This is a genomic window from Niveispirillum fermenti, assembly GCF_048066175.1.
GTDB lineage: Bacteria > Pseudomonadota > Alphaproteobacteria > Azospirillales > Azospirillaceae > Niveispirillum > Niveispirillum fermenti.
Genome location: NZ_JBLTXA010000001.1, coordinates 249,089 through 274,010, shown reverse-complemented (window position 1 = coordinate 274,010; position 24,922 = coordinate 249,089). Strand labels below are relative to the sequence as shown.

Here is a 24,922-nt window from a genome sequence, read left to right as displayed (position 1 = left end):
AAATGCTGTTGCGCCCGGCCACGGTGGCGGATGCCGATGCCATCGCCGCCATCTATGCGCCGCATGTGCTGGAGGGGACGGCCAGCTATGAGGCGGCACCGCCCGATGCGGCGGAAATGGCGCGGCGCATGCTGGCCGTGCAGACCGGCGGCTATCCCTATCTGGTGGCCGAACAGGCGGGGCGGGTGCTGGGCTATGCCTATGGCAGCGCCTTCCGCGACCGGCCCGGCTATCGCTTCACAGTGGAGAATTCCATCTATGTTGCACCCGACGCGCAGGGGATGGGGGTGGGACGGGCCTTGCTGAAGGCGTTGATCGACCATTGTACACGCGCGGGATACCGCCGCATGGTCGCCGTCATCGGGGATGGCAGCAACCAGGGCTCCCTGGGGTTGCATCGCGCCCTGGGCTTCACGCTGGCCGGATCGGTGCCGGGCCTGGGTGTCAAGCATGGCCGCTGGCTGGACTGGGTGCTGATGGTCCGTCCGCTGGGCGACCCGGCCGCCCCGCCCCCCGGCAATGCCGATCAGCCGGCCCCGCTGCCGGCCTGACGCTCGTCCAGCAATTCCCGGACGCGGGCGGCCAACCGGGCGGTATCGTCCAAAGGAGTGTACGTCCATGTCTCCAGCCGCCCCGTAAAGGGGCGTGTCACCCCGTCTGCGCGCAGCATGGCGTGGAACCGGTCGAACTTCTCCGCATTGCCGGCCAGATCGATGACATGCACCGGCTTGCCCGTGGCGGTCGCCTCCGAAACCATGGCGACGCTGTCGGACGTGACGATCAGGTGGTCCGCCAGGGCCAGCATCCCGAAATATGGATTCGGTCCCGTACCGTCCCACAGGAACACCGGCAGCCCTGTAAGGGCCCGGCGCAGGATGGCTTCGTTGCCCGCCCCCGTCCGGCGGGATGTGGTGATCATCATGCCCACCCCCTGGTCGCGCACCAGGGTGGCCAACTGGTCGGCCAGGCCGGTCATCATCGCTTCGTCCAGCGTATAGAACCGGTTGGACCCGCCGATCATCACCGCCACCAGGGGGCGGGCCAGCCCGGCTGCCAGCGGTGCGAAATCCGCGGCCGCCCTGGCCAGTTTCCTTGCCGTCACGCGGTGGATGGCGCCGCGGCTTTCCACCAGGTTGGGGGCTTTCTTCCGGTCGTGGCTTGGAAGGCTGACAAGATCGAACCGGTCGAAGGGCACGCCCGGATTCTGGATATGCACCCGCACCGTACGGGGCGAGCGGCGTCCGGCCGCCATCGACAGGGCCACGGCCTGACGGCCGGAACTGATCAGAAGGTCGGGCCAGGGCGTGTCCAGCGTGTCCGATCCGGGTGCCAGTGCCGCCGCGATGCCGGGCAGCGGCAGATAGGGGGTGGTCTGCCGCCACGGTGTGCGCAGCCGGACCCGCTTGACGACCGGTGTCAGGTCCAGCGCTTCCGCCAGCCCCAGGCAGGGGTTTTCGATTCCCGCCCGCCCGTCGGACACTACCCAGCAGGTTGGGGGTTTACTGGTCACATCCGCACCTGTGGGGCTTGATTTGGGAAATTTTATATCGTAATCCGGCTCTCCCTTGCGGGAAGGGGCTGGGCGTGTAATATCCTTGCTCAAATCATGAACTCCTGGAGTTAAAAAATCACCATGCGGCGGGTCAAACTCGACCGAATCGATCGGCGCATCCTGCGTGACCTGCAGGCGGACGGCCGGATGACCAATGTGGAACTGGCCCGGCGCGCCGGCATTTCCGCTCCCCCCTGCCTGCGCCGTGTGCGCGCGCTGGAGGAGGCCGGCTACATCCGCGGTTACCATGCCGACATCAACCCGGAATCCATGGGATTCCATGTCACGGTTTTCGCACAGGTCGGCCTGTCGTCCCAGGCGGAAAGCGATCTGAAGCGTTTCGAATCACTGGTCAATAGCTGGCCGGAGGTTCGGGAATGCAACATGCTGGCCGGGGAAACCGACTTCCTGCTGAAGGTCGTGGCGGTGGACTGGGACAGCTATCAGCGTTTCCTGACCACGAAGCTGACGGCGGCCCCCAATGTCAGCCATGTGAAATCGGCCCTGGCCATCCGCCAGTCCAAATATGCCCCCGGTGTGCCCATCGATGTCGATGTCGGGCCGGAGGTCAAGGAAGATGATGACGAGGAAGACGAAGTCTGATTCGCGCCCGGCGTGATCGGTCTTTCCCACGTCCCGCCAGGGCGCCCCCATGGGGGCGCCCTTCGTCGTCATGGACCCTGGTTCAGGCGACCAGCAGCATGCGGACCAGCCCGAAGCCGGCACCCGCCAGCACCAGCCAATGCACGGCGACCTGCAGGCGCAGCAGCGCGAACAGCGCCAGACATGCGACGATCAATGCCACCGGGTCCGGCTGGCCGCCGGGCAGCAGCACCTGTTCGCCCATCACCACGCCCAGGTTCAGGATGACGCCGACCACGGCCGCCGTGATGGCCGCCAGCGCTCCGGCCGCCGCCCGGTTGCGGATCAGCGCCTCGATATAGGGGGCACCGGCGAAGATGAAGAAGAAGCAGGGCAGGAAGGTGACATAGGTGGTAAGGCCCGCCGCGATCATCCCGGCCATCCCCGGCGACAGGCCGCCGGAATGGTTCCAGCCCGCGAAGAAGCCGACATACTGGGTGACCAGGATCAGCGGGCCCGGCGTGCTTTCGGCCAGGGCCAGCCCGTTCAGCATGTCCGCCGCCGTCAGCCAGTGATAATGTTCCACGGCGCGCTCGGCGATGTAGGGCAACACGGCATAGGCGCCGCCGAACGTGACGAAGGCGGCTGTGGTGAACAGGTCGGCGATATCGGCCCAGGGCGTGCGGCCCAGCAACAGCACCACCCCCAGGACCGGCACCAGCAGCAGCACGGCAAAAAGCAGGGCCAGCCGTACCAGCCGCCGCGAACCGCGCGACGGGGGCCGGTCGTCGGGGAGGTGCCCCTCGCCATCGTCGGGATGTCCGGGGGCATGTGCGGGGTGGGTGAACCAGTCGCGGCCCATTCGTGCGGCCAGATAACCCAGCAGCGCGGCCAGGGCGATCAGGATGGGGAAGGGCAGGTGGCCCAGATAGAGTGCCAGGAAGGCCGCCAGGGCCAGCAGCAGGGCAGCGATCCCGCGCAAGGTGCGCCGGCCCAGCCGCCAGACGGAAGCCGCGATGATGGCGATCACGACGGGCTTCACCCCGTCGAACAGGGCGCCGACCCAGGCCAGATCCCCATGTTCGGCCGCCAGCCATGACAGGGCCAGCAGCACCAGCGCGCCGGGCAGGATGAACAGCCCGCCGGCAGCCAGCCCGCCCAGGGTCCCATGCAGGCGCCAGCCGATATAGGTGGCAAGCTGCTGCGCCTCCGGTCCCGGCAGCAGCATGGCGAAGTTCAGCCCGTGCAGAAACCGCGTGCCGTCGATCCAGCGCCGCCGTTCCACCAGCTCCTGCTGCATCAGGGCGATCTGCCCCGCCGGCCCGCCGAAGCTGACGCAGCCCAGCCAGAACCAGAAACGCAGCGCTTGAGCAAAATCAGGCATTAAGCTCCCCCCCCCCCCGATGTGGCGCGATGCTGCGTGTGCCACGGGCCGGATGCAAGTTTGTCATTGTTACAAGTCAATGAATGCGATGCGCTGCGTTCTGCGGCAGGAATGGGGGAGGTCCGACGGCACGAGACGGGGAGCGCGCGCCGATGTATATACCCGATGCGTTCACGATGGAGATGCAGGCCGCGCTGGACCTGATCGACCACCGGCCGCTGGCTACGCTGGTCAGTCTGGGGGATGGCGGATTGCTGTCCACACTGCTGCCCCTGCTGCGGGAGCGCGGGGCGGACGGGCTGCGGCTTACAGGCCATGTCGCGCGGGCCAACCCGCATTGGCGACGCTTCGATCCGGGCGTGCCGTCGCTGGCCCTCTTCCAGGGGGGTGACGGCTATGTCAGCCCGTCCTGGTATCTGGGCAAGGCCATCCATCACAAGGTCGTGCCAACCTGGAATTACCTGACCGTGCATGTTCACGGGCGTCTGGAGGTGGTGGAGGACCCGGATGCCGTGTTAGCCATCGTCAGCCGTCTGACCGACCGACAGGAGATGGGGCGGGAGGTGCCCTGGAAGGTCGCTGACGCCCCGGCGGATTTCATTGCCGCAAATCTGCGCGCCATTGTCGGGCTGGTCCTGCATGTGGACAAGGTGGAGGGTAAGGCCAAGCTGAGCCAGAACCGGCCGGAGGCGGACCGGGCCGGTGTGCGGGCCGGGCTTTCCGGCGTGCTGGAGATACCCTGATGCCCTGGGCCCCCTGTGTCAGGGGCGGCCGCCTTCAGGTCCGGCTCATCAGTCCCAGGCGCACGGCCATGCCCAGGAAGACGGTGCCGGAGATGCGGTTCAGCATGCGGGCGGCTGCGGGGTTGCGGGCCAGACGTCGCCCCACCCCACCGGCCCCCATCCCCACCATCGCATTGACGATGGTGCCCGACAGGTTCAGCAGCGTGCCCAGCACCAGGGCTTGCACGATGACCGATCCGCGGGCCGGATCGATGAATTGCGGCAGGAAGGCCAGGAAGAAGATGGCGATCTTGGGGTTGAGGATGTTGGTGATGGCCCCGCGCAGGAAGATGCGGCCGATATCGCGCTGGCTGGTCGCCGTGCCGGCGGCGGCCGGCGGTGGGGCGCGGAACGTGTTCCAGGCCAGCCACAGGAGATAGGCCGCACCCGCCCAGCGCACAATCTCGAACAGCAGCGGCGAGGCCATCAGCAGGCCCGCCAGACCGAAGGCCGCGGCGGCGGTATGCGCCATCGCCCCTGTCGCCACGCCCAACGCGGCGGCCAGCCCGGCCCTGGGGCCTCGCTGGGCGCCGCTGCCCAGACAGAACAGCATGTCCGGCCCCGGCGTCAGATTCAGCGCCAGGGCCGCCGTCAGGAACAGCAGCAGCGTTTCAACGGGAAAGACCGGCATGGACGCGCACTCCATCCTGGATGAACCTGTCCCGATGGTGCCGTTCCGGGCAACCTTATGCCACTGTGATTTCCGAAGCCCTGTAGCCTTGGATGTAAAGCAGTGCCGTCAAGTCACCATGATCGATGCGGGCGCGGGCCTGTGCCGCCACGCTGGGCTTTGCGTGATAGGCCACGCCGATGCCCGCCGCCATCAGCATGGGCAGGTCGTTGGCACCATCGCCGACGGTGATGCTGGCGGCTACCGGCACCCGGCGCGCGGCGGTGATGCGGATCAGGGCTTGATGCTTGGCATCCTTGTCCAGGATGGGTTCGACCACCGTCCCGGCCAGCTTGCCATCCGCAAGGATCAGGTCGTTGGCCTGATCCTCATCGAAGCCCAGCGTTTCACGCACGTGGGCCGTGAAGGTCTTGAACCCGCCCGACACCAGTGCGCAATAGACGCCATGCCGGCGCAGCGTCGCGATCAGGGTGGCGGCCCCCGGCATATAGGTGACGCGGCCGATCATCTGCGTCAGCACGCCGGCATCCAGCCCGGCCAGCAGGGCCACCCGCTCGCGCAGGGCGCCCTTGAAGCCGATCTCCCCATTCATGGCGCGGGCCGTGATGGTGGCGATACGTTCGCGTGCCCCGATCAGGTCGCCCAGCTCATCCAGCATTTCCTGCTGGATGATGGTCGATTCCATGTCGGCGACCAGTACGGACTTGCGCCGTCCCTCAACGGCCTGGGCCACGATATCCACGGGGCGGCCCGCCAGGGCGCGGGCAACGGCGGCCTGCGCCTGATCCTCGTTCAGCCCGTCGAACCCGATATCGCAGGCCAGGGACGGTGCCAGCCAGTCCGCCGGCGCCGTTTCGGCCCCCAGTTCGGTCAGCGCCGCCCGTGCCGCCTTGGCGGTGGCGTCGTCCAGCGCCGGTGCGGCGGGATTGGCGATCAGGGTCAGGACTTGGCGCAGCATCGGGTTTCCCGTCCGTCAGGGGTGGTCGATTGCCGCCCTTATCGCGTCCCTGCCGTCTGCTGGCAACCGATCATGCGTGAGGGGATGCCATCCGGAATGATCAGGTCGCGGCGACCGGCATCGCCGGTGCCGGTGCCGGCATCGGGCGTGCCGCGGGCCGGTCGGCGGGACCCGCATGTTCCCATACCATGGCGATGGCGCGCAGGATCAGCAGCCCCGACAGGCCCATCATCCATTCCATGCGGTTCGTCGTGGGCGTCTGTTCGATCAGGATGGTCCACAGAACCGACAGCAGCACACCGCCTGCGAACACGGGCAGGCTGTGCCGGCCCATGATGGAGAACTGCCGTCCGGCCAGCCCCCCCAGGAAGCCGGCATCCGGCCGGATCAGGGACGACACGATATAAGCCAGGGACAGGAAGTGCAGCAGGCGCCCGATCTCCAGCGTCGCCTTGCCATGCGGGATCAGCGCATCGGGGTCGAAGACGCGGAACTCGCGCCCGATGCCAAACGACTGCCAGGGTGTCGTGGCCAGCAGCGCGTAAAGCACCATGATGACGGCGCCCGTCATCAGCAGCGGATGATGCGGCAGCGGCTTGCCACTGGATACGCGATTGCCCAGCAGGAAGCCGATGACGAACAGGAACTGCCAGCACAGCGGGTTGAAGAACCAGGACCAGCCTCCCGGATGGGCGGGCGGTGCGATCCCGGTCATGCCCCCCCAGGCCCAGACCAGCGCGGACAGGACGAAGGTCGGCAGCGGGTTGCGGGCCATCACCGGCCCCAGCAGCGCCAGCATGCTGATGAAGACAATGTACATGGGCAGGATGTCGCCCAGATTGGGCAGATAGACCAGCAGGGCGACGCGCAGCCATCCGTCTGCCGGATGGTTGCCCAGATAGCCCAGGGCCATCATCTCCTTGATCGCGGGATTGGCATAAATCCAGGCGCCCGCCGTCACCAGCACCAGCATGGCGCCCACCAGCAGAAGATGGGCCCGGTAGAGGTGCAGGGCACGGCGCAGGGCGCTTCCCTTGGCCCGGGCGGTGTCCCGTTCGCCGCGGAACCCGGCGCCCCAGGCCAGCGCCGCACTGAATCCCGCCAGGAAGACGAAGGCATCCGCCGCATCGGAGAAACCGTAATGCCGCCAGGTCAGGGCCGTGGCCGGTCCCGGGATATGGTTGAGGAAGATCGCGCAAAGGGCGAGGCCCCGGAAGAAATCGATCCGCAGATCACGCATGACGCGAACTCCCTGTCCCGTGGCCGGCCCCATCGACGGGCATGGACGGTCACCTTGTACCGCCAATCTCCTTATGGAACACCCCAATCATGGCGGCAGGGTGGAAATTTCCTGGCCCCGCCGTGATAAGCCCATGACAAGCAGCCCCTGCGGCGGCTACCAGATACCTGATCTTCCTTTCCATATTTCTTCAAAAAGGCCGACGCCGTGGCGCCGATGGCAGCAGACCCTGGACCCACCCACCCGCCGCAGCACCCCGTGCTGGTGGTTGGCGGGCCGACCGCGTCGGGCAAATCGGGGCTGGCCCTGGCCCTGGCGGACCGTGCGGACGGTGTGGTGATCAATGCCGACAGCATGCAGGTATATGCTGACCTGCGTGTCATCACTGCCCGCCCGTCGCCGGCGGACGAGGCGGCGGCGCCGCATGCGCTTTACGGGATCGTCCCGGCTTCGATGCGGATGAGCGCCGCCCGCTGGCGCCAGCGGGCCCTGGCCGAGATCGATGCCGCACATGCGGCGGGCCGGCTGCCCATCGTGGTGGGCGGGACCGGGCTTTATCTGCGGTCGCTGATGCAGGGCCTGTCCGACATTCCCGATATTCCGGCGGATGTGCGGCAGGCGGCCATGGACCTGCAGGCAGCGATCGGCAGCCCCGCCCTGCACGCGCGATTGGCCTCGATCGATCCCGTCACGGCCGCCCGCCTGCATCCCACCGACAGCCAGCGTCTGATCCGCGCCTGGGAGGTGATGCAGGCTACGGGCCGGCCGATCAGCGCCTGGCAGGCCGACCCGCCGCGCGACGTGCCGGCACATCTCTCCTTCACCACCCTTGTCGTTGAGCCGCCGCGTGCCGTGCTTTACGCCCGGTGCGATCGGCGTTTCCTGGCTATGCTGGAACAGGGCGCGGAGCAGGAGGTGGCGGCGCTGCTGGGGCAGAAGCTGGACCCCGCCCTGCCGGCCATGAAGGCGCTGGGCGTGCCGGAAATCGCGGCGCTGATCGAAGGGCGGATGGACCGGGCCACGGCAACCGCCACCGCCCAGCAACTGACCCGCAACTATGCCAAGCGCCAGATGACCTGGTTTCGCAATCAAATGCCTGCCGCACTGCGGTTGGATGCGATGGAACTTGCATCTGGAACAGCGTTCACGAAATTTTATGACCGTATCATGGCTGACATGACTAAGAACATTACTAAAATGGGTTGACCACCTTTCCGGTTCCATCTAGTGTGCCGCCACGTCGCCCTTCGCCCCTGCGAAAGGCGGCGTTTTTCAACCCAGTTGGAACTGTTTGAAAGCGCATATCATGTCTTCGGGAACCAGCCTCTCCGGTGCGGAAATCGTCATCAAGGCCCTTCGGGACCAGGGTGTAGACACGATCTTCGGATATCCGGGCGGCGCGGTACTACCCATCTATGATGCGCTGTTCAAGCAGAACCAGATCAAGCACATCCTGGTTCGCCACGAACAGGCCGCCGTCCATGCGGCGGAAGGCTATGCGCGTTCGTCCGGCAAGGTCGGCGTCGTGCTGGTCACGTCCGGCCCCGGTGCCACCAACGCCGTCACCGGTCTGGTCGATGCACTGATGGACAGCATCCCGATCGTCTGCCTGACGGGGCAGGTGCCGACGCATCTGATCGGCAATGATGCGTTCCAGGAATGCGACACGACCGGCATCACCCGGCCCGCGACCAAGCACAATTACCTGGTCAAGGATGTCAACAATCTGGCCCGGACGCTGCACGAGGCGTTCTATGTGGCCAAGAACGGCCGTCCGGGTCCCGTCGTCATCGACATTCCCAAGGATGTGCAGTTCGCCGAGGGCACCTATCGCACGCCGGGCGAAAGCCAGCCGAAATCCTATCGCCCCCAGGTGAAGCCCGACCTGAACAAGGTCGAGGAGGCGGTGGAACTGCTGGCCAATGCCAAGCGTCCCATCTTCTATGTCGGTGGCGGCGTCATCAATTCCGGCCCCGTGGCCAGCCAGTTGCTGACACAGCTTGTCCGCATGACGGGCTATCCCTGCACCACCACCCTGATGGGTCTGGGTGCCTATCCGGCCCATGATCAGCAATGGCTGGGCATGCTGGGCATGCACGGCACCTACGAGGCCAATCTGGCCATGCATGGCTGTGACCTGATGGTCTGCGTCGGTGCGCGGTTCGATGACCGGGTCACGGGCAAGATCAGCGAGTTCAGCCCGAATTCCAAGAAGATCCATATCGATATCGATCCGTCGAACATCAACAAGAATGTTCGCGTCGATCTGCCCATCGTCGGCGATGCGGCTTACGTGCTGGAAGACATGATCCGCATCTGGAAGGCGCGCAACAAGCGGGCCGACCAGGCGGCATTGAAGGAATGGTGGGACCAGATCGGCGTCTGGCGCGCCCGTGACTGCCTGCGGTACGAGAAGACGGACAAGGTCATCAAGCCGCAATTCGCGCTGGAACGGCTGCGTGCCGCCATTGCTGGCCGCGATGATGTGTTCATCTCCACAGAGGTCGGGCAGCATCAGATGTGGGCGGCACAGTTCCTGCCGTTCAACAAGCCGAACCGCTGGCTGACCTCGGGCGGGCTGGGCACCATGGGTTACGGCCTGCCGGCTGCAATCGGGGCGCAGATCGCCAATCCCAAGGCGCTTTGCATCGACGTGGCCGGGGAGGCGTCGATCCAGATGAATATCCAGGAAATGTCGACGGCCCTGCAATATCGCCTGCCGGTCAAGGTGTTCATCCTGAACAACCAGTGGATGGGCATGGTCCGGCAGTGGCAGGAATTGCTGCATGGCTCGCGCTACTCGGAAAGCTATTCCGAAGCGCTGCCGGATTTCGTGAAGCTGGCCGATGCCTTTGGCGGCGTGGGCCTGCGCGCCACGAAGGTGAGCGAGGTCGATGACGTCATTGCCGAGATGATCGCCACGCCCCGCGCCGTCATCGTGGACATGTGCGTGGACCAGAAGGAAAACTGCTTCCCCATGATCCCGGGTGGCAAGGCGCATAACGAGATCCTGCTGGGGCCGGAGGACAAGGTGGCCGAGGCCACGCCGGAGGAGGGGATGGTACTGGTATAAGCCGGCCCCCTCGTCCGCCGATCCTCCGCCCCTGAAGAACAAAGAAGCTGGGAGCCTTTCCCCGTGACAATCCAAGAGTCCAATATCCGCCGCCACACCATCTCCGTGCTGGTGGATAACGAGCCGGGCGTGCTGGCCCGGGTCATCGGCCTGTTTTCCGGCCGCGGCTACAATATCGAGAGCCTGACGGTGGCGGAGATCGATACGGGCGACAACCTGTCGCGCATCACCGTCGTCACCTCCGGTACGCCGATGATCATCGAACAGATCAAGGTGCAGCTCGATCGCCTGGTTCCCGTCCACAAGGTCAAGGACCTGACGCTGGAAGGCCCGTTCATCGAGCGGGAGATGGCCCTGGTCAAGGTCGTGGCCAATGGTGAGCGGCGGGTGGAAAGCCTGCGCATCGCCGATGTGTTCAAGGCCCGTGTCGTCGATGCCACGATCAGCAGCTTCGTGTTCGAGATTACCGGTGCCGCGGAGGACCTGGACCGGTTCATCGACCTGATGAAGCAATTGGGTGAGATCGATATCAGCCGCACGGGGGCTGCCGCCCTGTCGCGCGGTACGGCCACCCTTTAAGGGACCTGTCCCGGCAGGGCCGGGACGCGCCTTTTCAACCCGATGCCGTACCCCGCGCCGGGGACGGACAGAGCAACAGCAGAGCAGAACGAAGGAACATTCCCATGCGCGTCTATTACGATCGCGACGCCGACGTCAACCTGATCAAGGGCAAGAAGGTGGCCATCGTCGGCTATGGCAGCCAGGGCCATGCCCACGCCCAGAATCTGCGCGACAGCGGTGTGACGGACGTGATCATCGCGCTGAAGGCGAACTCGCCGACCCGCGCCAAGGCCGAAGCCGCCGGCTTCACCTGCGTGACCCCGGCGGAGGCCGCTGCATCCGCCGACGTCATCATGATCCTGACGCCGGACGAGCATCAGGCCGACCTGTACAATAACGAGATCGGCCCGAACCTGAAGCAGGGTTCCGCCATTGCCTTCGCCCATGGCCTGAACGTGCATTTCCGCCTGATCGAGCCGCGTCCCGACACGGATGTGTTCATGATCGCGCCCAAGGGCCCCGGGCACACCGTGCGCGGCGAATACAAGAAGGGCGGCGGCGTTCCCTGCCTGGTGGCCGTGCATCAGAACGCTTCCGGCAACGCCCTGGACGTCGCCCTGTCCTATGCGTCGGCCGTCGGCGGTGGCCGTTCGGGCATCATCGAGACCACCTTCAAGGAAGAGTGCGAGACCGACCTGTTCGGTGAGCAGGCCGTGCTGTGCGGCGGCCTGACCAAGCTGATCCAGACCGGTTTCGAGACGCTGGTCGAGGCCGGCTATGCCCCGGAGATGGCCTATTTCGAGTGCCTGCACGAAGTGAAGCTGATCGTGGACCTGATCTACGAAGGTGGCATCGCCAATATGCGCTATTCCATCTCCAACACGGCCGAATATGGTGATTACGTCACCGGTCCGCGCATCGTGACGGACGAGACCAAGGCCGAAATGAAGCGCGTGCTGGAAGACATCCAGTCCGGCCGCTTCGTGCGCGACTGGATGCTGGAGAACAAGGCCGGCACCCCGTCCTTCAAGGCGACCCGCCGCCGCCAGGCCGAGCATCCGATCGAGGAAGTGGGTGGCAAGCTGCGCGCCATGATGCCCTGGATCGCCGCCAATCAGTTGGTGGACAAGTCCAAGAACTGAGCCGTCCGACGGCTTCTTGGTTGTCAAGCAGACCGCCCGGCGGGTTCTTCCGCCGGGCGGTTTTGCTTTTCATATGCTATCACGAAAGACCGTATTCAGGCTTCTTGCCCGTTTGACGCGAACAGGGTAGTTTGAGGGTAGATCAAAATGATCGCCTTTTGGGGGAGCCCATGATTTCGCTAAACGCGAACTCGCTCTTCAGTGCCGCCAACGCGAAAGCGATGAAGACGGCGATCGATCGCCATGTGGACAAGGCGGTTGAGGAGCGGTTCAAGGCATCCAAGGACACGCCGACCACCGGCCGGTCACAGGAAGATATCTATAAGCGCCTGATGGACCTTGGTCTGGGCGGCTCCTTCAACGACGCGGCCAAGTCGCTGGCGCGGGTGGAGGAACTGGGCAAGTTCCTGGATCAGGCCCGGTCGGAGATCGACCGCAAGGCCGCCAATGAGAAGCTGACGCAATCCAAGCGCCGTATGGGGGAGTTGGAGCAGGAGGCGCGGCAGGCCGCCGCCAAGGGCGATGTGCGCAAGCTGGCCAATGTGGCGCGCGAAGCCTCGGGCATGACCCGCAAGCTCTCGGACGAGGCGAAGGCATTGGTGGAAGGCCGCGATGTCGATCCTGCTGAACGTGCAGCCGCCATCGCGCGGGGAGAACCCGATCCCGCCAAACCCGTGGAAGCGCAGCCCGGCATGACACCAGGGGGTGTCCCGGTTTCCTATGCCCGCGCCTATGTGCAGGAGGTTCGCGACATCGCGGGCCGGGCCCGCACGCTGCTGACCCAGGCAGAAGCCAGCAAGGACAATACCTTGTGGATGAGCGAGGAGGAGCAGCGGGAACTGGAGGAAAGCCTCAAGGCCTCGCGCGACGATCTGGCCGCTGCCGGAGAGACGCTTGAACGGTTGAACGGCGCGCTGGAGGCGATGGACCCCGGCGGGGCATCATCGGACGCGGCCGGCATGGCGGCCGGGTCGGTGATGGAGATGACCTATACCAGCACCTATACCGAAACGCTGACCATCGCCGTTCAGGTGTCGGAGGCCAATATCTCGATCACGGCGTGACCCCACCCGGCGCCTTCAGGATCGTGACGGCGTTTTCCGCCAGCCCTTCGGCGAAGCCGGCGGTCAGCGGCTGATGCCCGGCCAGGATGCGATAGAAGACGGGGCCGTAGATCATGTCCAGCAGGATCTCGATCTCGACAGGCGGGCCGATTTCACCGCGTCTTACGGCATCCTGCACCAGCGCGCGGCCCGCCTCCCGGCTGGACAGGATTACGCGGTTCCGGAAAGCGCGTGTCATCTCGCTTTCCGGGTCGGCGGCGGCCAGTGTCATGGCGATCTGCCGTCCGCGTGTGGTGGCAAAGGCCTTCACCAGGGCTCGCATCTGCGCCGTCAATGCGGCCTTGAAACCGGGCTCCATGGCTGTCGCCTCGACGGGTGCCCCATCGATCAATGCAGCCATGGCCAGTTCGCAAGCGTTGGTCCAGTTGCGATAGATGGTGGCCTTGCCCACGCCCGACCGGGCCGCCACTGCCTCCACGGTCAGGCGGCCGAACCCTTCCTCCATCAATATTCCGTGCGCCGCCGACAAGGCCTTTTCCCTGGCGGCCGGGCTGGGCGGACGCCCGCGCGGTTTCATTTCGTTCCCCATTGACTCATTACGAAACGAAACGTTTCGTAATTGAAATCTGATGACAAGGGGTGCGAAATGTCCAGCGTCACGGGCGTGATGCCCTATTTCACCGTGAAGAATGCGGCTGCGGCCATCGAATTCTATATCCAGGCCTTCGGGGCGGTGGAGATTTTCCGCATGACCGACCCGATGGACGGCCGGATCGGTCATGCGGAACTGCGGCTGGGTGAAAGCGTGGTGATGATGTCCGACGAATATCCGGATTTCGGCGCACTCAGCCCCGACACGATCGGCGGCACACCGGTGACATTGTACCTGTCCACGACGGCCGTGGATGAGGATCTGGCGCGCGCCGCGGCGGCAGGGGCCATCATCATCCGCCCGGCGGCAAATCAAAGCTTCGGGGAGCGCAGTGCCATGGTCATGGACCCGTTCGGCCATCGCTGGATGCTGTCGCAGACCATCGAACAGGTCAGTCCGGAAGAGATGCAGCGCCGCTGGAACGAGGAAACGGGGGCATGAGCGAACCGCGACACGACATTATCGCCCTTCCGCCGGGCGGCGGCCGGCATTACGCCCTGGGCGACGGGTTGACGGCGATCTTCCTGGCGGACGAGGCGGAAACGGCGGCCGGCTATTCCATCTCGCAATGGTGGCTGGAACCGGGTCAGCGGGAAATCGGCGCCCATGCGCATGCGGACAATGATGAAATCTTCTATATTCTGGCCGGTACACCGGAAATCCTGATCGGGACTGAATGGCGATCCTTCGCGGCGGGCTCCTTCATTCGCATCCCTCCCGGTGTCGATCATGATTTCCGCAATCCGGGGGCGGACCGGGCCGGTCTGCTGAACCTGTTCATTCCGGGCGGGTTTGAAAGGCGGATGCCGGCCATTGTCGAATGGTTCGCCAAGCCGCAGTGAAACCGCCTCATATCAAGTCCCGGTGATCACAGCCGGTTACCGGTATCTCAAACGCTGGCGCCCCCGAGATAGATCCGGTGATAGCGTTGGCCCAGCCGGGTCAATATCTCATACCCGATGGTGCCGGCCTCTCGCGCCACCTGGTCCACGTCCCGATGAGGGCCGATAATGTCGGCCCAGCCCCCGACTTGCAGCAGATGGTCTGGCACAGCGCTGACATCGGCGGTCAACAGATCCATGGACACCCGCGCCACCAGCGGCGCGGCATGGCCGGCAATGCTGGCCGTGCCCTTGCCGGCCAGCGACCAGGGGTAGCCATCGGCATAACCCATCCCCAGTGCCGCGACCTTGCTCGGGCGATCGACATGATGGGTTGCGTCATAGCCGACCGTCATGGGCGGGGCGACCGCGCGAACCTGGAGAATACGGGCCAGCAGCCGGATCACAGGCCGCATCGGGTTGGCCAGCCAGGGGGCCGGATTGGCGCCGTAAAGCGCGATGCCGGGCCGAACCAGATCGAAATGGTAATCGGCGCCATGAAATATGCCGGCCGAGTTGGCCAGGCTGACCGGTGCCGAGGGCAGGCGGGCCAGCGCGGCATGCACCCGACGCAATTGTTCGGGCGTCAATGGGTGGCGGGGATCATCGGCGCAGGCGAGATGACTCATCCACCCGTTCAAATCCAGCCCTGACAAGTGCCGATCAGGATCATTGCACAACCGTTCCAATTCATCGGATGGTAGGCCCAGGCGATTCATTCCGGTATCGATATGAATAATCGCGGGCAGCCGGTCGCCCAGCCGGTGGGCATGGCCCGACCAGCGGGCGATCTCGCCCAGGCTGCTCAGCACGGGCGTCAGGCGCTGGCCGGCCACTTCGTCCTCCGTGCCGGCGGGAACACCATGCAGGATGATGACGCGGGCATCGGGCAAGGCGCGGCGAATGCGCAGGCCCGCTTCGATATCGGCCACGAAGAAGCTGCGGGCACCGGCCTGCCAAAGGGCCCTGGCCACAGCAATGTCACCCAGCCCGTAGCCATTGGCCTTTACGACGGCGGCGCACTCGGCCGGTGCCACGCGGGCCGCCAGGTCGCGCCAGTTTGAAACCAGCGCGGCCAGATCGATGATCAGGACGGCGCCGACACGCGCCGCCTCGGGGCTTTGCAACAGCCCCGCCAGATCATTCGTCATATGATCCGCCGTGTTGGGTATCCAGATCGCCGAAGCGCGTATAATTGCCGTCGAAATAGAGGCGCACGGTGCCGACCGGCCCATGGCGCTGCTTGCCGATGATGACATCGGCCGTATTATGAACCTGCGCCAGCCGCTCCTGCCATTGCTGGTAACGGTCATTATATTTGTCTTCCGATTCGTCGGGCCGTCGACCCGGTTCGGCGCGTTCCAGATAATATTGCTCGCGGAAGACGAACATCACAACGTCGGCATCCTGCTCGATGGAGCCGGATTCGCGCAGGTCGGAAAGCTGGGGCCGCTTGTCCTCGCGGCTTTCCACCGAGCGGGAAAGCTGCGACAGCGCGATGACGGGCAGGTCCAGTTCCTTGGCAATGGCCTTCAGGCCGCGCGTGATTTCCGAAATCTCCTGCACGCGGTTCTGTTCGCCGCGCCCGGACCCGCCGCCGCGCAGAAGCTGGAGATAATCGACCACGATCAGGCCCAGCCCATGGGTGCGCTTCAACCGGCGGGCGCGTGTACGCACGGCGGAGATGGTCAGGGCCGGTGTGTCATCCACATGGAAGGGCACCTTGGACAGGTATTGGCTGGCTTCCACGAATTTCGGAAAGTCCGTGGCGGAAATCTCGCCACGGCGGATCTTGTCGCCCGACACTTCGGCCTGATCGGCCAGGATACGCAGGGCCAACTGTTCCGCCGACATTTCCAGCGAGAAGAAGCCGACGGGCGCCCCTTCCTTGCCGCCCGACAGCATGTAGGCCTTGGCGGCATTGAAGGCGATGTTGGTGGCCAGCGCCGTCTTGCCCATGGACGGGCGGCCGGCCAGGATCAGCAGGTCGCTGGGGTGCAGACCGCCCAGCTTGGTATCCAGGTCGCGCAGGCCCGAGGTGACGCCCGTGACGTGGCTGGATCGGCGGAAAGCCGCCTCTGCCGTCTGGATGGCTGCCGTCAGTGCCCGGTCGAAGGGGATGAAATCACCCTTGATGTCGCCTGTGGCAGCCAGCTCGAACAGTTTCTTTTCGGCATCCTCGATCTGGTCGTTGGCGCCGATGTCCAGGTCATGCTTGTAGGCATGGTTGACCATATCCTCGCCGACTTCGATCAATTGCCGGCGCAGATAGGCGTCATGAATGACGCGCCCATAATCCTCCAGATTATGGACCGTGACGATGGCGGCGGCCAGTCGGGCCAGATATTCCGGACCGCCGATATCCGACAGGTCGCGATCCTGCTCGAAATAGGCCTTCAGGGTGATCGGGTTGGCCACCTGGCCCCGGTCGACCATCTTGGCGATGGCCTGGAAGATTTTCTGGTTCGCGGGATCGAAGAAATGTTCAGCCCGCAGAAACTCGCCGACCTTCTCGAAGGCCCGGTTATTGACCAGGATGGCGCCCAGCACCGTCTGCTCCGCCTCTTCATTGTGCGGCGGCGTGCGATAGGCAACGGGGGTGGCACCGGCGAAAGCGGCGGGGTCGATCAGCTTGGCATCCATGATGGCGCCAGTTTAGCAGGCCCCCGCCGACAGCGTTACGCCATCGCGCGGGGGCTGACTTGAAAAGGCGGGGATGGATCGGGGGATATCCTGTGGATAAATCAGGCAGCGCGCGTCTTGCGCCCCGCCGGCCGCTGCCGTTCAGCGTCGATCATGTAATCGCGTGACAAAGGTACGGCATCGACCTGCCGGGCCATCTGCAACTGGAACACCAGATGCCCCTGATGGCGGAAGGCGCATTCCGACCCGACGAGGTAGAATTCCCACATGCGGCAGAAACGCTCATCATAAAGCGCCTTGGCCTTCTCCCGGTTGGCCAGGAACCGTTCACGCCAATGGCGCAGCGTTTCCGCATAATGCAACCGCCAGATCTCGGCATCCGTCAGCCACAGGCCAGCCTGCTCGATCGCGGGCGTCACCTCCGACAGGGCAGGTGAATAACCGCCGGGGAAGATGTATTTGCGGATCCAGGGATTGGTGGTGCCGGGCCCTTCCATCCGTCCGATGGAATGCAGCAGGGCCACGCCGTCATCGGCCAGCAGGTCGCGCACCCGTTCAAAGAACAGGGGATATTGCGGCACGCCGACATGCTCGAACATGCCGACGCTGACGATGCGGTCGAACCGGCCGGGCAATTCGCGGTAATCGCACAGCTCGAAATTCACCCGGTCATCCAGGCCGGCCGCGGCGGCCCGCTCCCGGGCCACGGCCAGTTGTTCCTTGGAAAGCGTGATGCCAGTTACCCTCACATCCGCCATCTGCGCCAGGGTCAGCGCCATGCCGCCCCAGCCGCAGCCGATATCCAGCACGTGGCACCCCGGTTGCAACAGCAGCTTGGATGCGATGTGCCGCTTCTTGGCCTCCTGCGCCTGTTCCAGTGTCAGGCCCGGCTTTGGGAAATAGGCACACGAATATTGCCTGTCGGCGTCCAGGAACAGGTCATAGAATTGACGGGACAGGTCGTAATGATGGGCGACGTTCCGGCGCGACCGGTCCAGCGGGTTGCGCTGCTGGATGAAGCGTTGCACGCCGACGCCGAAGCGCTGGACAAACGCGCTCGTCGGGCTCAGGTGACCCAGCCCCGCATTGCGTGTGATCAGGCTGATGAAATCATACAGGCTGCCCTCGACCATCTGCAGGGTGCCGTCCATATAGGCCTCGCCTGCGTATAGGCCGGGATGCAGCCCCAGTTTCCAATGAAGCGCCGGATCGGTCACCCGCACGGTGACGGGCGCCTCCTCATCCGTTGCGGTGCCGTAATAATGGCGCCCGCCGCGTGCATCGATCAGGCAGAGGCGTCCGTGCCGGACCAGTGAGGAAAGCAGACGGAACAACAGCATGTCGGTACATCCCCAGGCCGCTGAAACGTCCTGGAAATGTAGTCATGGTTAATGTCACAGGGAAGGTTCTTGAATGTAAAAAAGGGCGCCCCCATGCAGGGAACGCCCTTTTTCACCCAATCGGGGAAGCCGGATGTTTCCATCCGGCACCGGGACCTGTCAGGCCTCGGTCTCCTCGGTGGCTTCGACCTCTTCGGTCGCCTCGTCCTCGTCCTCGTCGTCGCGGCCAACGACCATGCCGCCACGCTGGGCCTGGACCGCGGCTTCTTCAACCGAACGGGCCACGTTGACCGTCACGGTCACGGACACTTCCGGATGCAGAACGACGCGGACCTTGAACAGGCCCAGGGTCTTGATCGGCTCGGCGATGGCCACCTGGCCGCGGGCGATCGTGGTGCCGGCCGCCGTCACGGCCTCGGCGATATCGCGCGAGGAGACGGAACCGTACAGGACGCCGGACTCGGCAGCCTGACGGACCACGACGACGGCGATGCCGTCGACCTTGGTCGCCACGACCTCGGCTTCCTTCTTCAGCTCCAGATTGCGCGCTTCGATCTGCGCCTTCTGGGTCTCGAAATAGGCCAGGTTTTCCTTGGTGGCGCGCAGGGCCTTCTTCTTCGGCAGCAGGTAATTGCGGGCATAGCCCGGCTTCACCTTGACCACCTGGCCCAGCACACCCAGCTTCTCGACGCGTTCCAGCAGAATGACGTCCATGTCTTTTCTCCCGGTTCGCTTACTTCACGACGTAAGGCAGAAGAGCCAGGAAGCGGGCGCGCTTGATCGCACGGGCCAGCTCACGCTGCTTCTTCGCCGAAACGGCGGTGATACGGGACGGAACGATCTTGCCGCGTTCCGAGATGAAGCGGGACAGCAGCTTGATGTCCTTGTAATCGATCGCCGGCGCGTTGGGGCCGGAGAACGGGCAGGTCTTCCGGCGACGGAAGAACGGCCGGCGGCCACCGCCACCGGAGCGGGGAGCGCCACCCGTGGACGCGCCCTGGGGACGTTCGGTGCTCATGCGCGGTCTCCTTCACCTTCCGAAGCGGCCTCACGACGCGGGCCACGGCTGAAGCCGCCCTCGCGCGGGCCGCGGTCACCGAATTCACGACGGGGGCCACGGTCGCCGAAGCCACCGCGGGGGCCGCGCTCGGCACGTTCGCCCTTGTTGGCGAGCATGGCGGTCTGGCCTTCGTCGATCTTCTCGACCTTGACGGTCATGTAGCGCAGCACGTCCTCGTTGATGGACATGTTGCGTTCCATCTCGGCAACGGCCGCGGCGGGCGCGTCCAGGCCGAGATAGACATAGTGACCCTTGCGGTTCTTCTTGATCCGGTAGGTCAGGGTCTTCAGACCCCACTGTTCGGTCTTGACGACCGAGCCGCCCTGTTCCTTCAGGATGTTGCTGAAGGTTTCGGTCAGGCTCTCGACCTGCGTGGAGGAAATATCCTGCCGGCAGATCAGGATGGTTTCATAAAGCGCCATAAAATTCCCCATGGCTATTGATGGTCCGTCGCTGCGTCCCGATCCCGGTTTGAAGGGGAGGGGGCCAGCCGCACGGTCCTAGCCGGCACCTTGGCAAAGCGCCGGCGGGGTTTCGGAAGCCGCGCACTATACAGACTGTCCCGCGCCGCGCAAGGGGCGGCGGCGCGGGCCGGTCGCATGGGCGCCGATGGTTCCACGCATGGGCACCGGGCCGGAATATACGGGCTTACGTCCGCGTCACAAGGCTTTGCGGCCCCTCCCGGCGGGCACGGTGACTTGACAGGGCCACCCGTCGCTGTATCAAGGCCGCACCGGACATATTGCAGGAACCACCATGACCCGCGCTTTCGTCTTTCCCGGCCAGGGCAGCCAGGCCGTCGGCATGGGCCGCGAACTGGCCGAGCGGTTCGCCATAGCACGCGACACCTTCGCCGAAGTGGATGAGGCCCTGGGCCAGAAGCTCTCCGCCCTGATGTTCGAGGGGCCGGGTGATGAACTGACCCTGACGGAGAACGCCCAGCCGGCCCTGATGGCGGTTTCGGTCGCCGTGACTCGTGTGCTTCAGGCCGAGAAGGGACTGGACCTGTCGGGGGCCGCCTTCGTGGCCGGCCACAGCCTGGGTGAATATTCCGCGCTGTGCGCGGCTGGCGCCATCAGCCTTTCCGACACCGCGCGCCTGCTGAAGCTGCGTGGCCAGTCCATGCAGAAGGCGGTTCCTGTCGGCATGGGCGCCATGGCGGCCATCCTTGGCGCCGATCTGGAAGCCGCACGCGAGATCGCGGCGGAAGCGGCGCAGGGCCAGGTCTGCACGGCGGCCAATGACAACGCCCCTGGCCAGGTGGTCGTCTCCGGGCATAAGGAGGCGGTGGAGCGCGCCATCAGGATCGCGGCCGAGCGCGGGTTCAAGCGCGCCATGCTGCTTCCCGTGTCCGCCCCCTTCCATTGTCCCCTGATGCAGCCGGCAGCCGACGCCATGGCCGCGGCGCTGGCCGGCACCGTCATCCGGTCGCCGGCGGCCCCGCTGGTCGCCAATGTCACGGCCACTGCCGTGACGGACCCGGACATGATCCGCCGCCTGCTGGTGGAGCAGGTGACCGGCGCCGTCCGCTGGCGGGAAAGCGTGCTCTATATGAAAGGGCAGGGTGTGACCGAACTGGTGGAGCTGGGGGCCGGCAAGGTGCTGGCAGGCCTGGCCAAGCGGATCGACAAGGAACTGGTGGCCAGTTCCATCGGCGGGCCCGCCGATATCGATGCGTTCACCCTGGGCTGATCCGCTTTCTTTTTTGGGAGGTTACCATGTTCGACCTGTCCGGCAAGACGGCCCTCGTCACGGGTGCATCGGGCGGCATCGGCGCCGCCATCGCCCGCACGCTGCATGCCAGAGGTGCGAAGGTCGCGCTGCACGGCACGAAGGTGGAAGCGCTGGAAGCGCTGGCCGCCGACCTGGGCGAGCGCGCTGTCGTCGTCCCCGCCAACCTGTCCGATCCGGCACAGGTGGAGGATCTCTTCAAGAAGGCCGAGGCCGCGCTGGGCGGCACGGTGGACATCCTGGTCAACAATGCCGGCCTGACGCGCGATGGCCTGATCCTGCGCATGAAGGACGAGGATTGGGACAGTGTCATCAATGTCAACCTGACGGCCGGTTTCCGTCTGGCGCGCGCCGCCGTGAAGGGCATGATGAAGCGCCGCTGGGGCCGTATCATCGGCATTACCTCCGTCGTGGGTGTCACGGGCAATCCCGGACAGGTCAATTATGCGGCCAGCAAGGCCGGCATGATCGGCATGTCGAAGGCGCTGGCCCAGGAGGTGGCGACGCGGGGCATCACGGTGAACGCCGTGGCGCCCGGCATGATTGCCACGGCCATGACCGACGTTCTGAACGACGCGCAGAAGGAGGCGATGAACAGCCGCATTCCCGCCGGCCGACTGGGCACGCCCGACGATATTGCCGCCGCCGTCCTCTATCTGGCTTCCAACGAGGCGGCCTATGTCACGGGTCAGACGCTGCATGTGAATGGCGGCATGGCCATGATCTGATGCAGGCCCAGCGCGCCCCCTTGTGCGGGGTCGCCGGCGTCGATGCTTGCTGAGTGCTGGTCAGGGCGCGCGGTTCATGTTAAGTGACGACGCTTTCCTGACCGGCATCGCGGGGGCCGGGCCAAGGAATCCGCTTGTTCTGGACCCCGCAAGAGCCCTAAACAACCAGCCCTGGGCTGGTCCCACCGGAAGATCCTGAAAGGTCAAATAAATGAGCGATGTTGCTGAACGCGTGAAGAAGATCGTTGTCGAGCACCTGGGCGTCGAAGAGGCCAAGGTCACCGATACCGCCAGCTTCATCGACGATCTGGGCGCTGACAGCCTGGACACCGTCGAACTGGTCATGGCGTTCGAGGAAGAGTTCGGCATCGAGATTCCGGACGACGCCGCCGAGAAGATCCTGACCGTCAAGGACGCCATCGACTTCATCAGCTCCAAGAGCTGATTTCCAAGGGTGGGTGATGGGCCCGGGGCCGGCTTGCCGCCGTCCCCGGGTCTGGCAATGCCGATTGCCGATCCCCATTTCCTGTTGGGCCGGTCGCTGGCCGATGCCCCTTTCCGTTTCCACTTTTGCAGGTCGGATACATGCGCCGCGTCGTCATCACCGGTCTTGGTCTCGTGACCCCGCTCGGGGTTGGGGTGCAAACCAACTGGGACCGCCTGATCAAGGGTCAGTCCGGCATCCGTACCATCCAGGGCTTCGACGTCTCCGATCTTCCCTGCAAGATCGCGGGCCAGGTGCCGCGTGGCGATGGCAGCGATGGAACGCTGAACCTCGATCTCTTCATTCCGCCCAAGGAACAGAAGAAGATGGACGACTTCATCATGTTCGCCATCGCGGCGGCCGATGAAGCCATCAAGGACAGCGGCTGGAAGCCATCCAACGACGAGGAATTCGAGCGCACGGGCGTTTCCGTGGGCTCCGGCATCGGCGGTCTGCCCGGCATCTACGAGACATCGCTGGTGCTGGCCGAGAAGGGGCCGCGCCGCGTCTCGCCCTTCTTCATCCCGTCCTGCCTGATCAATCTGGCGTCGGGCCATATTTCCATCAATCACGGCTACAAGGGTCCGAACCACGCCGTGGTGACCGCCTGCTCCACGGGGGCCCATTCCATCGGCGACGCCGCGCGCATGATCGCGCTGGATGATGCCGACGTGATGATCGCGGGTGGGGCGGAGGGCGCCTGCAGCCGCCTGGGTATCGCCGGCTTCGCCGCGGCCCGCGCGCTGTCCACGGGCTTCAACGATACGCCCGAACAGGCCAGCCGCCCTTACGACAAGGGTCGCGATGGCTTCGTCATGGGCGAGGGCGCCGGCGTTGTCGTGCTGGAGGAACTGGAGCACGCCAAGGCGCGCGGTGCCAAGATCTATGCCGAAGTTGTCGGCTATGGCCTTTCCGGCGATGCCTACCACATCACCTCCCCGTCGGAGGATGGCAATGGCGGCTTCCGGTCCATGCGCATGGCCATGAAGCGGGCCGGCCTGAACCCGGGTGATGTGGACTACATCAATGCCCACGGCACCTCCACCCCGCTGGGCGACCTGATCGAACTGGGCGCCGTGAAGCGCCTGTTCGGCGGTGATCTGGCCGGCGCTTCCATGTCATCGACCAAGTCGGCCATCGGCCATCTGCTGGGTGCAGCCGGCGCTGTGGAGGCGATCTATTCGGTCCTGTCCATCCGCGACCAGATCGTGCCGCCCACCTTGAACCTGGAAAACCCCGATGAGGGGACGGAGGGTGCCGATCTGGTGCCGAAGCAGGCCAGGGAGCGCAAGGTGCGCGCCGCCCTGTCCAACAGCTTCGGCTTTGGCGGCACCAACGCTTCGCTGGTCTTCAAGGCTGTGTCCTGATCTGCGCGTGAGCGGGCAGCCGGAAAACACGACCAAACAGCGCCGCCGTTGGCTCTGGCTGACAGCGGCGCTGTTTTTGGGTCTGGTCGCGGCGGGGGCCGCGGCGGCATGGATCGGCTGGCAGCGATATGCCGGACCGGGACCACTGGCGACCGATACGGTGCTGATCATCCCGCGCGGCACCGGTGTGCAGGGGATTGCCCGCACTTTGGCCGATGGCGGCGTGACCCGGCACGAATGGGACATGCTGGTCGCCGTCCGGCTGCGGGGCGATGGTGCCCGCCTGCGCGCCGGGGAATATCGTTTTGCGGCGGGGATCAGCCTGGAACAGGCCATCGACCTGGTCATCAGCGGCAAGACCGTCATCCATCGCGTGACGGTGCCGGAGGGCCTGACAAGCTGGCAGATCGTGGAACTGCTGAAGGCCCAGCCCGCCATGGCCGGGGAGGTGACGACGATTCCGGCCGACGGCACCTTGTTGCCGGAGACCTATCATTTCCTGCGCGACGATGCGCGTTCAGCGGTTCTGGCTCGCATGGGTGCGGATATGACTCAGGTTCTGGAACGGCTCTGGGCCGAACGGGCGCCCGACCTGCCCCTGAAAACACCGGCAGAGGCCGTGATCCTGGCATCCATCGTGGAGAAGGAAACCGGCGTGGCGGCAGAGCGGCCACGTGTGGCGGGTGTGTTCATCAATCGCCTGCGGCTGGGCATGCGGCTGCAATCGGACCCGACCATCATCTATGCCCTGTCGGACGCCCGCGGGCAGATCGACCGTGACCTGACCCGGGCCGACTGGCGACTGGAATCGCCCTACAACACCTATATGGTCGATGGATTGCCCCCCGGCCCCATCGCCAATCCCGGCCTGCTGTCGCTGCGGGCCGTTCTGCAGCCGGAAAGCCACAAGTATCTCTATTTCGTGGCCGACGGCACGGGTGGCCATGCCTTTGCGGAGACGCTGGAACAGCATAATCGCAATGTCGTGAACTGGCGGCGGGTGCGGGACGGCGGTTGAGGTGATCGGGCTACGGTTGCAGGCGTTTGCCACAGCCGTTCGCCTTGAC

General features: G+C 65.2%; 27 protein-coding genes. 15 read left to right on the top strand and 12 right to left on the bottom strand.

Annotated elements, in window-relative coordinates:
* The first annotated feature begins 2 nt into the window (after positions 1-2).
* Entirely contained in the window at positions 3-551 is a 549-nt protein-coding gene (locus tag ACM9LZ_RS01225) for a GNAT family N-acetyltransferase (RefSeq protein WP_416617511.1), read from the top strand.
* On the opposite strand, the gene ACM9LZ_RS01220 is transcribed toward ACM9LZ_RS01225, so the two are convergent.
* Positions 527-1,510 carry a mitochondrial fission ELM1 family protein gene (locus tag ACM9LZ_RS01220; RefSeq protein ID WP_416617510.1) on the bottom strand — a complete coding sequence of 328 codons (984 nt, stop codon included), beginning with the start codon at positions 1,508-1,510 and terminating at the stop codon, positions 527-529. The two genes, ACM9LZ_RS01225 and ACM9LZ_RS01220, sit on opposite strands and share 25 nt — an antisense overlap.
* Positions 1,511-1,633: 123 nt before the next feature.
* Between ACM9LZ_RS01220 and ACM9LZ_RS01215 the strand changes: the two genes are divergently transcribed.
* Complete coding sequence (locus ACM9LZ_RS01215; RefSeq protein ID WP_416617509.1) at positions 1,634-2,155, top strand: Lrp/AsnC family transcriptional regulator; 522 nt, start codon at positions 1,634-1,636, stop codon at positions 2,153-2,155.
* An 82-nt stretch (positions 2,156-2,237) separates the two neighbouring features.
* Here the strand turns inward: ACM9LZ_RS01215 and chrA are convergent, their stop codons facing one another.
* The gene (chrA, locus tag ACM9LZ_RS01210; protein ID WP_416617508.1) at positions 2,238-3,518 is read right to left on the bottom strand and encodes a chromate efflux transporter; all 1,281 of its coding nucleotides are present in this window, start codon (positions 3,516-3,518) and stop codon (positions 2,238-2,240) included.
* Positions 3,519-3,670: 152 nt separating this feature from the next.
* Between chrA and ACM9LZ_RS01205 the strand changes: the two genes are divergently transcribed.
* Positions 3,671-4,261 (top strand): FMN-binding negative transcriptional regulator, encoded by a 591-nt coding sequence (locus ACM9LZ_RS01205; RefSeq protein ID WP_416617507.1) that lies wholly within the window; start codon positions 3,671-3,673, stop codon positions 4,259-4,261.
* 34 nt (positions 4,262-4,295) lie between these two features.
* Here ACM9LZ_RS01205 and ACM9LZ_RS01200 read toward each other — a convergent pair whose 3' ends face one another.
* The 3 genes from ACM9LZ_RS01200 to ACM9LZ_RS01190 all read right to left on the bottom strand — a co-directional run bounded on the left by ACM9LZ_RS01200 (position 4,296) and on the right by ACM9LZ_RS01190 (position 7,129).
* The gene (locus ACM9LZ_RS01200) at positions 4,296-4,931 is read right to left on the bottom strand and encodes a LysE family translocator (protein WP_416617506.1); all 636 of its coding nucleotides are present in this window, start codon (positions 4,929-4,931) and stop codon (positions 4,296-4,298) included.
* A 55-nt stretch (positions 4,932-4,986) separates the two neighbouring features.
* Positions 4,987-5,886, bottom strand: coding sequence for a phosphoserine phosphatase SerB (gene serB / locus ACM9LZ_RS01195; protein WP_416617635.1), 900 nt, complete (start codon positions 5,884-5,886; stop codon positions 4,987-4,989).
* A 103-nt stretch (positions 5,887-5,989) separates the two neighbouring features.
* On the bottom strand, positions 5,990-7,129 hold the full coding sequence (locus ACM9LZ_RS01190) for an OpgC family protein (RefSeq protein ID WP_416617505.1): 1,140 nt from the start codon (positions 7,127-7,129) through the stop codon (positions 5,990-5,992).
* A 216-nt stretch (positions 7,130-7,345) separates the two neighbouring features.
* Here ACM9LZ_RS01190 and miaA point away from each other — a divergent pair, with 216 nt between their 5' ends.
* The 5 genes from miaA (at position 7,346) to ACM9LZ_RS01165 (ending at position 12,969) form a co-directional block, all read left to right on the top strand.
* Positions 7,346-8,335, top strand: coding sequence for a tRNA (adenosine(37)-N6)-dimethylallyltransferase MiaA (gene miaA / locus ACM9LZ_RS01185; RefSeq protein ID WP_416617504.1), 990 nt, complete (start codon positions 7,346-7,348; stop codon positions 8,333-8,335).
* A 100-nt stretch (positions 8,336-8,435) separates the two neighbouring features.
* Positions 8,436-10,202, top strand: a complete 1,767-nt coding sequence (locus tag ACM9LZ_RS01180; RefSeq protein ID WP_416617503.1) for an acetolactate synthase 3 large subunit — start codon at positions 8,436-8,438, stop codon at positions 10,200-10,202.
* A gap of 63 nt (positions 10,203-10,265) precedes the next feature.
* Complete coding sequence (gene ilvN / locus ACM9LZ_RS01175; RefSeq protein ID WP_416617502.1) at positions 10,266-10,781, top strand: acetolactate synthase small subunit; 516 nt, start codon at positions 10,266-10,268, stop codon at positions 10,779-10,781.
* Between the two features lie 104 nt (positions 10,782-10,885).
* Positions 10,886-11,905: a ketol-acid reductoisomerase gene (gene ilvC, locus ACM9LZ_RS01170; protein ID WP_416617501.1), complete on the top strand. Its 1,020-nt coding sequence runs from the start codon at positions 10,886-10,888 to the stop codon at positions 11,903-11,905.
* 221 nt (positions 11,906-12,126) lie between these two features.
* Positions 12,127-12,969 (top strand): hypothetical protein, encoded by an 843-nt coding sequence (locus ACM9LZ_RS01165; RefSeq protein ID WP_416617500.1) that lies wholly within the window; start codon positions 12,127-12,129, stop codon positions 12,967-12,969.
* On the opposite strand, the gene ACM9LZ_RS01160 is transcribed toward ACM9LZ_RS01165, so the two are convergent.
* Positions 12,959-13,546 (bottom strand): TetR-like C-terminal domain-containing protein, encoded by a 588-nt coding sequence (locus ACM9LZ_RS01160; RefSeq protein WP_416617499.1) that lies wholly within the window; start codon positions 13,544-13,546, stop codon positions 12,959-12,961. The two genes, ACM9LZ_RS01165 and ACM9LZ_RS01160, sit on opposite strands and share 11 nt — an antisense overlap.
* Positions 13,547-13,615: 69 nt before the next feature.
* Here ACM9LZ_RS01160 and ACM9LZ_RS01155 point away from each other — a divergent pair, with 69 nt between their 5' ends.
* A complete protein-coding gene (locus ACM9LZ_RS01155) occupies positions 13,616-14,062 on the top strand; it encodes a VOC family protein (RefSeq protein WP_416617498.1) in 447 nt (148 codons plus the stop codon).
* Positions 14,059-14,463, top strand: coding sequence for a cupin domain-containing protein (locus ACM9LZ_RS01150; RefSeq protein ID WP_416617497.1), 405 nt, complete (start codon positions 14,059-14,061; stop codon positions 14,461-14,463). The genes ACM9LZ_RS01155 and ACM9LZ_RS01150 overlap by 4 nt, the downstream gene beginning before the upstream one ends.
* A 47-nt stretch (positions 14,464-14,510) precedes the next feature.
* Here ACM9LZ_RS01150 and alr read toward each other — a convergent pair whose 3' ends face one another.
* From alr to rpsF, 6 genes are all read right to left on the bottom strand, one after another.
* On the bottom strand, positions 14,511-15,653 hold the full coding sequence (gene alr, locus ACM9LZ_RS01145; protein ID WP_416617496.1) for an alanine racemase: 1,143 nt from the start codon (positions 15,651-15,653) through the stop codon (positions 14,511-14,513).
* A complete protein-coding gene (locus tag ACM9LZ_RS01140; protein WP_416617495.1) occupies positions 15,643-17,145 on the bottom strand; it encodes a replicative DNA helicase in 1,503 nt (500 codons plus the stop codon). The genes alr and ACM9LZ_RS01140 overlap by 11 nt, the downstream gene beginning before the upstream one ends.
* 101 nt (positions 17,146-17,246) lie before the next feature.
* Positions 17,247-18,485, bottom strand: a complete 1,239-nt coding sequence (locus ACM9LZ_RS01135) for a class I SAM-dependent methyltransferase (RefSeq protein ID WP_416617494.1) — start codon at positions 18,483-18,485, stop codon at positions 17,247-17,249.
* Positions 18,486-18,644: 159 nt separating this feature from the next.
* Positions 18,645-19,199 (bottom strand): 50S ribosomal protein L9, encoded by a 555-nt coding sequence (gene rplI / locus ACM9LZ_RS01130; RefSeq protein WP_416617493.1) that lies wholly within the window; start codon positions 19,197-19,199, stop codon positions 18,645-18,647.
* Between the two features lie 19 nt (positions 19,200-19,218).
* Positions 19,219-19,503 carry a 30S ribosomal protein S18 gene (gene rpsR, locus ACM9LZ_RS01125; RefSeq protein ID WP_416617492.1) on the bottom strand — a complete coding sequence of 95 codons (285 nt, stop codon included), beginning with the start codon at positions 19,501-19,503 and terminating at the stop codon, positions 19,219-19,221.
* Positions 19,500-19,967 carry a 30S ribosomal protein S6 gene (gene rpsF, locus ACM9LZ_RS01120; RefSeq protein WP_416617491.1) on the bottom strand — a complete coding sequence of 156 codons (468 nt, stop codon included), beginning with the start codon at positions 19,965-19,967 and terminating at the stop codon, positions 19,500-19,502. The genes rpsR and rpsF overlap by 4 nt, the downstream gene beginning before the upstream one ends.
* 334 nt (positions 19,968-20,301) lie before the next feature.
* Here rpsF and fabD point away from each other — a divergent pair, with 334 nt between their 5' ends.
* From fabD to mltG, 5 genes are all read left to right on the top strand, one after another.
* Positions 20,302-21,237, top strand: a complete 936-nt coding sequence (gene fabD / locus ACM9LZ_RS01115) for an ACP S-malonyltransferase (RefSeq protein ID WP_416617490.1) — start codon at positions 20,302-20,304, stop codon at positions 21,235-21,237.
* Positions 21,238-21,263: 26 nt separating this feature from the next.
* Positions 21,264-22,004, top strand: a complete 741-nt coding sequence (fabG, locus tag ACM9LZ_RS01110) for a 3-oxoacyl-[acyl-carrier-protein] reductase (RefSeq protein ID WP_416617489.1) — start codon at positions 21,264-21,266, stop codon at positions 22,002-22,004.
* Positions 22,005-22,215: 211 nt separating this feature from the next.
* Positions 22,216-22,449, top strand: coding sequence for an acyl carrier protein (locus tag ACM9LZ_RS01105; protein WP_416617488.1), 234 nt, complete (start codon positions 22,216-22,218; stop codon positions 22,447-22,449).
* Between the two features lie 140 nt (positions 22,450-22,589).
* A complete protein-coding gene (gene fabF, locus ACM9LZ_RS01100; RefSeq protein ID WP_416617487.1) occupies positions 22,590-23,855 on the top strand; it encodes a beta-ketoacyl-ACP synthase II in 1,266 nt (421 codons plus the stop codon).
* A gap of 7 nt (positions 23,856-23,862) precedes the next feature.
* Entirely contained in the window at positions 23,863-24,873 is a 1,011-nt protein-coding gene (mltG, locus tag ACM9LZ_RS01095; protein WP_416617486.1) for an endolytic transglycosylase MltG, read from the top strand.
* Positions 24,874-24,922: the final 49 nt, after the last annotated feature.

Bases quoted from the DNA above. Each gene is read 5' to 3' on its own strand.
- ACM9LZ_RS01225 (WP_416617511.1), top strand. From the start codon at position 3: ATGCTGTTGCGCCCGGCCACGGTGGCGGATGCCGATGCCATCGCCGCC.
- ACM9LZ_RS01215 (WP_416617509.1), top strand. From the start codon at position 1,634: ATGCGGCGGGTCAAACTCGACCGAATCGATCGGCGCATCCTGCGTGAC.
- chrA (WP_416617508.1), bottom strand. From the start codon at position 3,518: ATGCCTGATTTTGCTCAAGCGCTGCGTTTCTGGTTCTGGCTGGGCTGC.
- ACM9LZ_RS01205 (WP_416617507.1), top strand. From the start codon at position 3,671: ATGTATATACCCGATGCGTTCACGATGGAGATGCAGGCCGCGCTGGAC.
- ACM9LZ_RS01200 (WP_416617506.1), bottom strand. From the start codon at position 4,931: ATGCCGGTCTTTCCCGTTGAAACGCTGCTGCTGTTCCTGACGGCGGCC.
- ACM9LZ_RS01190 (WP_416617505.1), bottom strand. From the start codon at position 7,129: ATGCGTGATCTGCGGATCGATTTCTTCCGGGGCCTCGCCCTTTGCGCG.
- miaA (WP_416617504.1), top strand. From the start codon at position 7,346: ATGGCAGCAGACCCTGGACCCACCCACCCGCCGCAGCACCCCGTGCTG.
- ACM9LZ_RS01180 (WP_416617503.1), top strand. From the start codon at position 8,436: ATGTCTTCGGGAACCAGCCTCTCCGGTGCGGAAATCGTCATCAAGGCC.
- ilvC (WP_416617501.1), top strand. From the start codon at position 10,886: ATGCGCGTCTATTACGATCGCGACGCCGACGTCAACCTGATCAAGGGC.
- ACM9LZ_RS01165 (WP_416617500.1), top strand. From the start codon at position 12,127: ATGAAGACGGCGATCGATCGCCATGTGGACAAGGCGGTTGAGGAGCGG.
- ACM9LZ_RS01160 (WP_416617499.1), bottom strand. From the start codon at position 13,546: ATGAAACCGCGCGGGCGTCCGCCCAGCCCGGCCGCCAGGGAAAAGGCC.
- ACM9LZ_RS01155 (WP_416617498.1), top strand. From the start codon at position 13,616: ATGTCCAGCGTCACGGGCGTGATGCCCTATTTCACCGTGAAGAATGCG.
- ACM9LZ_RS01150 (WP_416617497.1), top strand. From the start codon at position 14,059: ATGAGCGAACCGCGACACGACATTATCGCCCTTCCGCCGGGCGGCGGC.
- alr (WP_416617496.1), bottom strand. From the start codon at position 15,653: ATGACGAATGATCTGGCGGGGCTGTTGCAAAGCCCCGAGGCGGCGCGT.
- ACM9LZ_RS01140 (WP_416617495.1), bottom strand. From the start codon at position 17,145: ATGGATGCCAAGCTGATCGACCCCGCCGCTTTCGCCGGTGCCACCCCC.
- ACM9LZ_RS01135 (WP_416617494.1), bottom strand. From the start codon at position 18,485: ATGCTGTTGTTCCGTCTGCTTTCCTCACTGGTCCGGCACGGACGCCTC.
- rplI (WP_416617493.1), bottom strand. From the start codon at position 19,199: ATGGACGTCATTCTGCTGGAACGCGTCGAGAAGCTGGGTGTGCTGGGC.
- rpsR (WP_416617492.1), bottom strand. From the start codon at position 19,503: ATGAGCACCGAACGTCCCCAGGGCGCGTCCACGGGTGGCGCTCCCCGC.
- rpsF (WP_416617491.1), bottom strand. From the start codon at position 19,967: ATGGCGCTTTATGAAACCATCCTGATCTGCCGGCAGGATATTTCCTCC.
- fabD (WP_416617490.1), top strand. From the start codon at position 20,302: ATGACCCGCGCTTTCGTCTTTCCCGGCCAGGGCAGCCAGGCCGTCGGC.
- fabG (WP_416617489.1), top strand. From the start codon at position 21,264: ATGTTCGACCTGTCCGGCAAGACGGCCCTCGTCACGGGTGCATCGGGC.
- ACM9LZ_RS01105 (WP_416617488.1), top strand. From the start codon at position 22,216: ATGAGCGATGTTGCTGAACGCGTGAAGAAGATCGTTGTCGAGCACCTG.
- fabF (WP_416617487.1), top strand. From the start codon at position 22,590: ATGCGCCGCGTCGTCATCACCGGTCTTGGTCTCGTGACCCCGCTCGGG.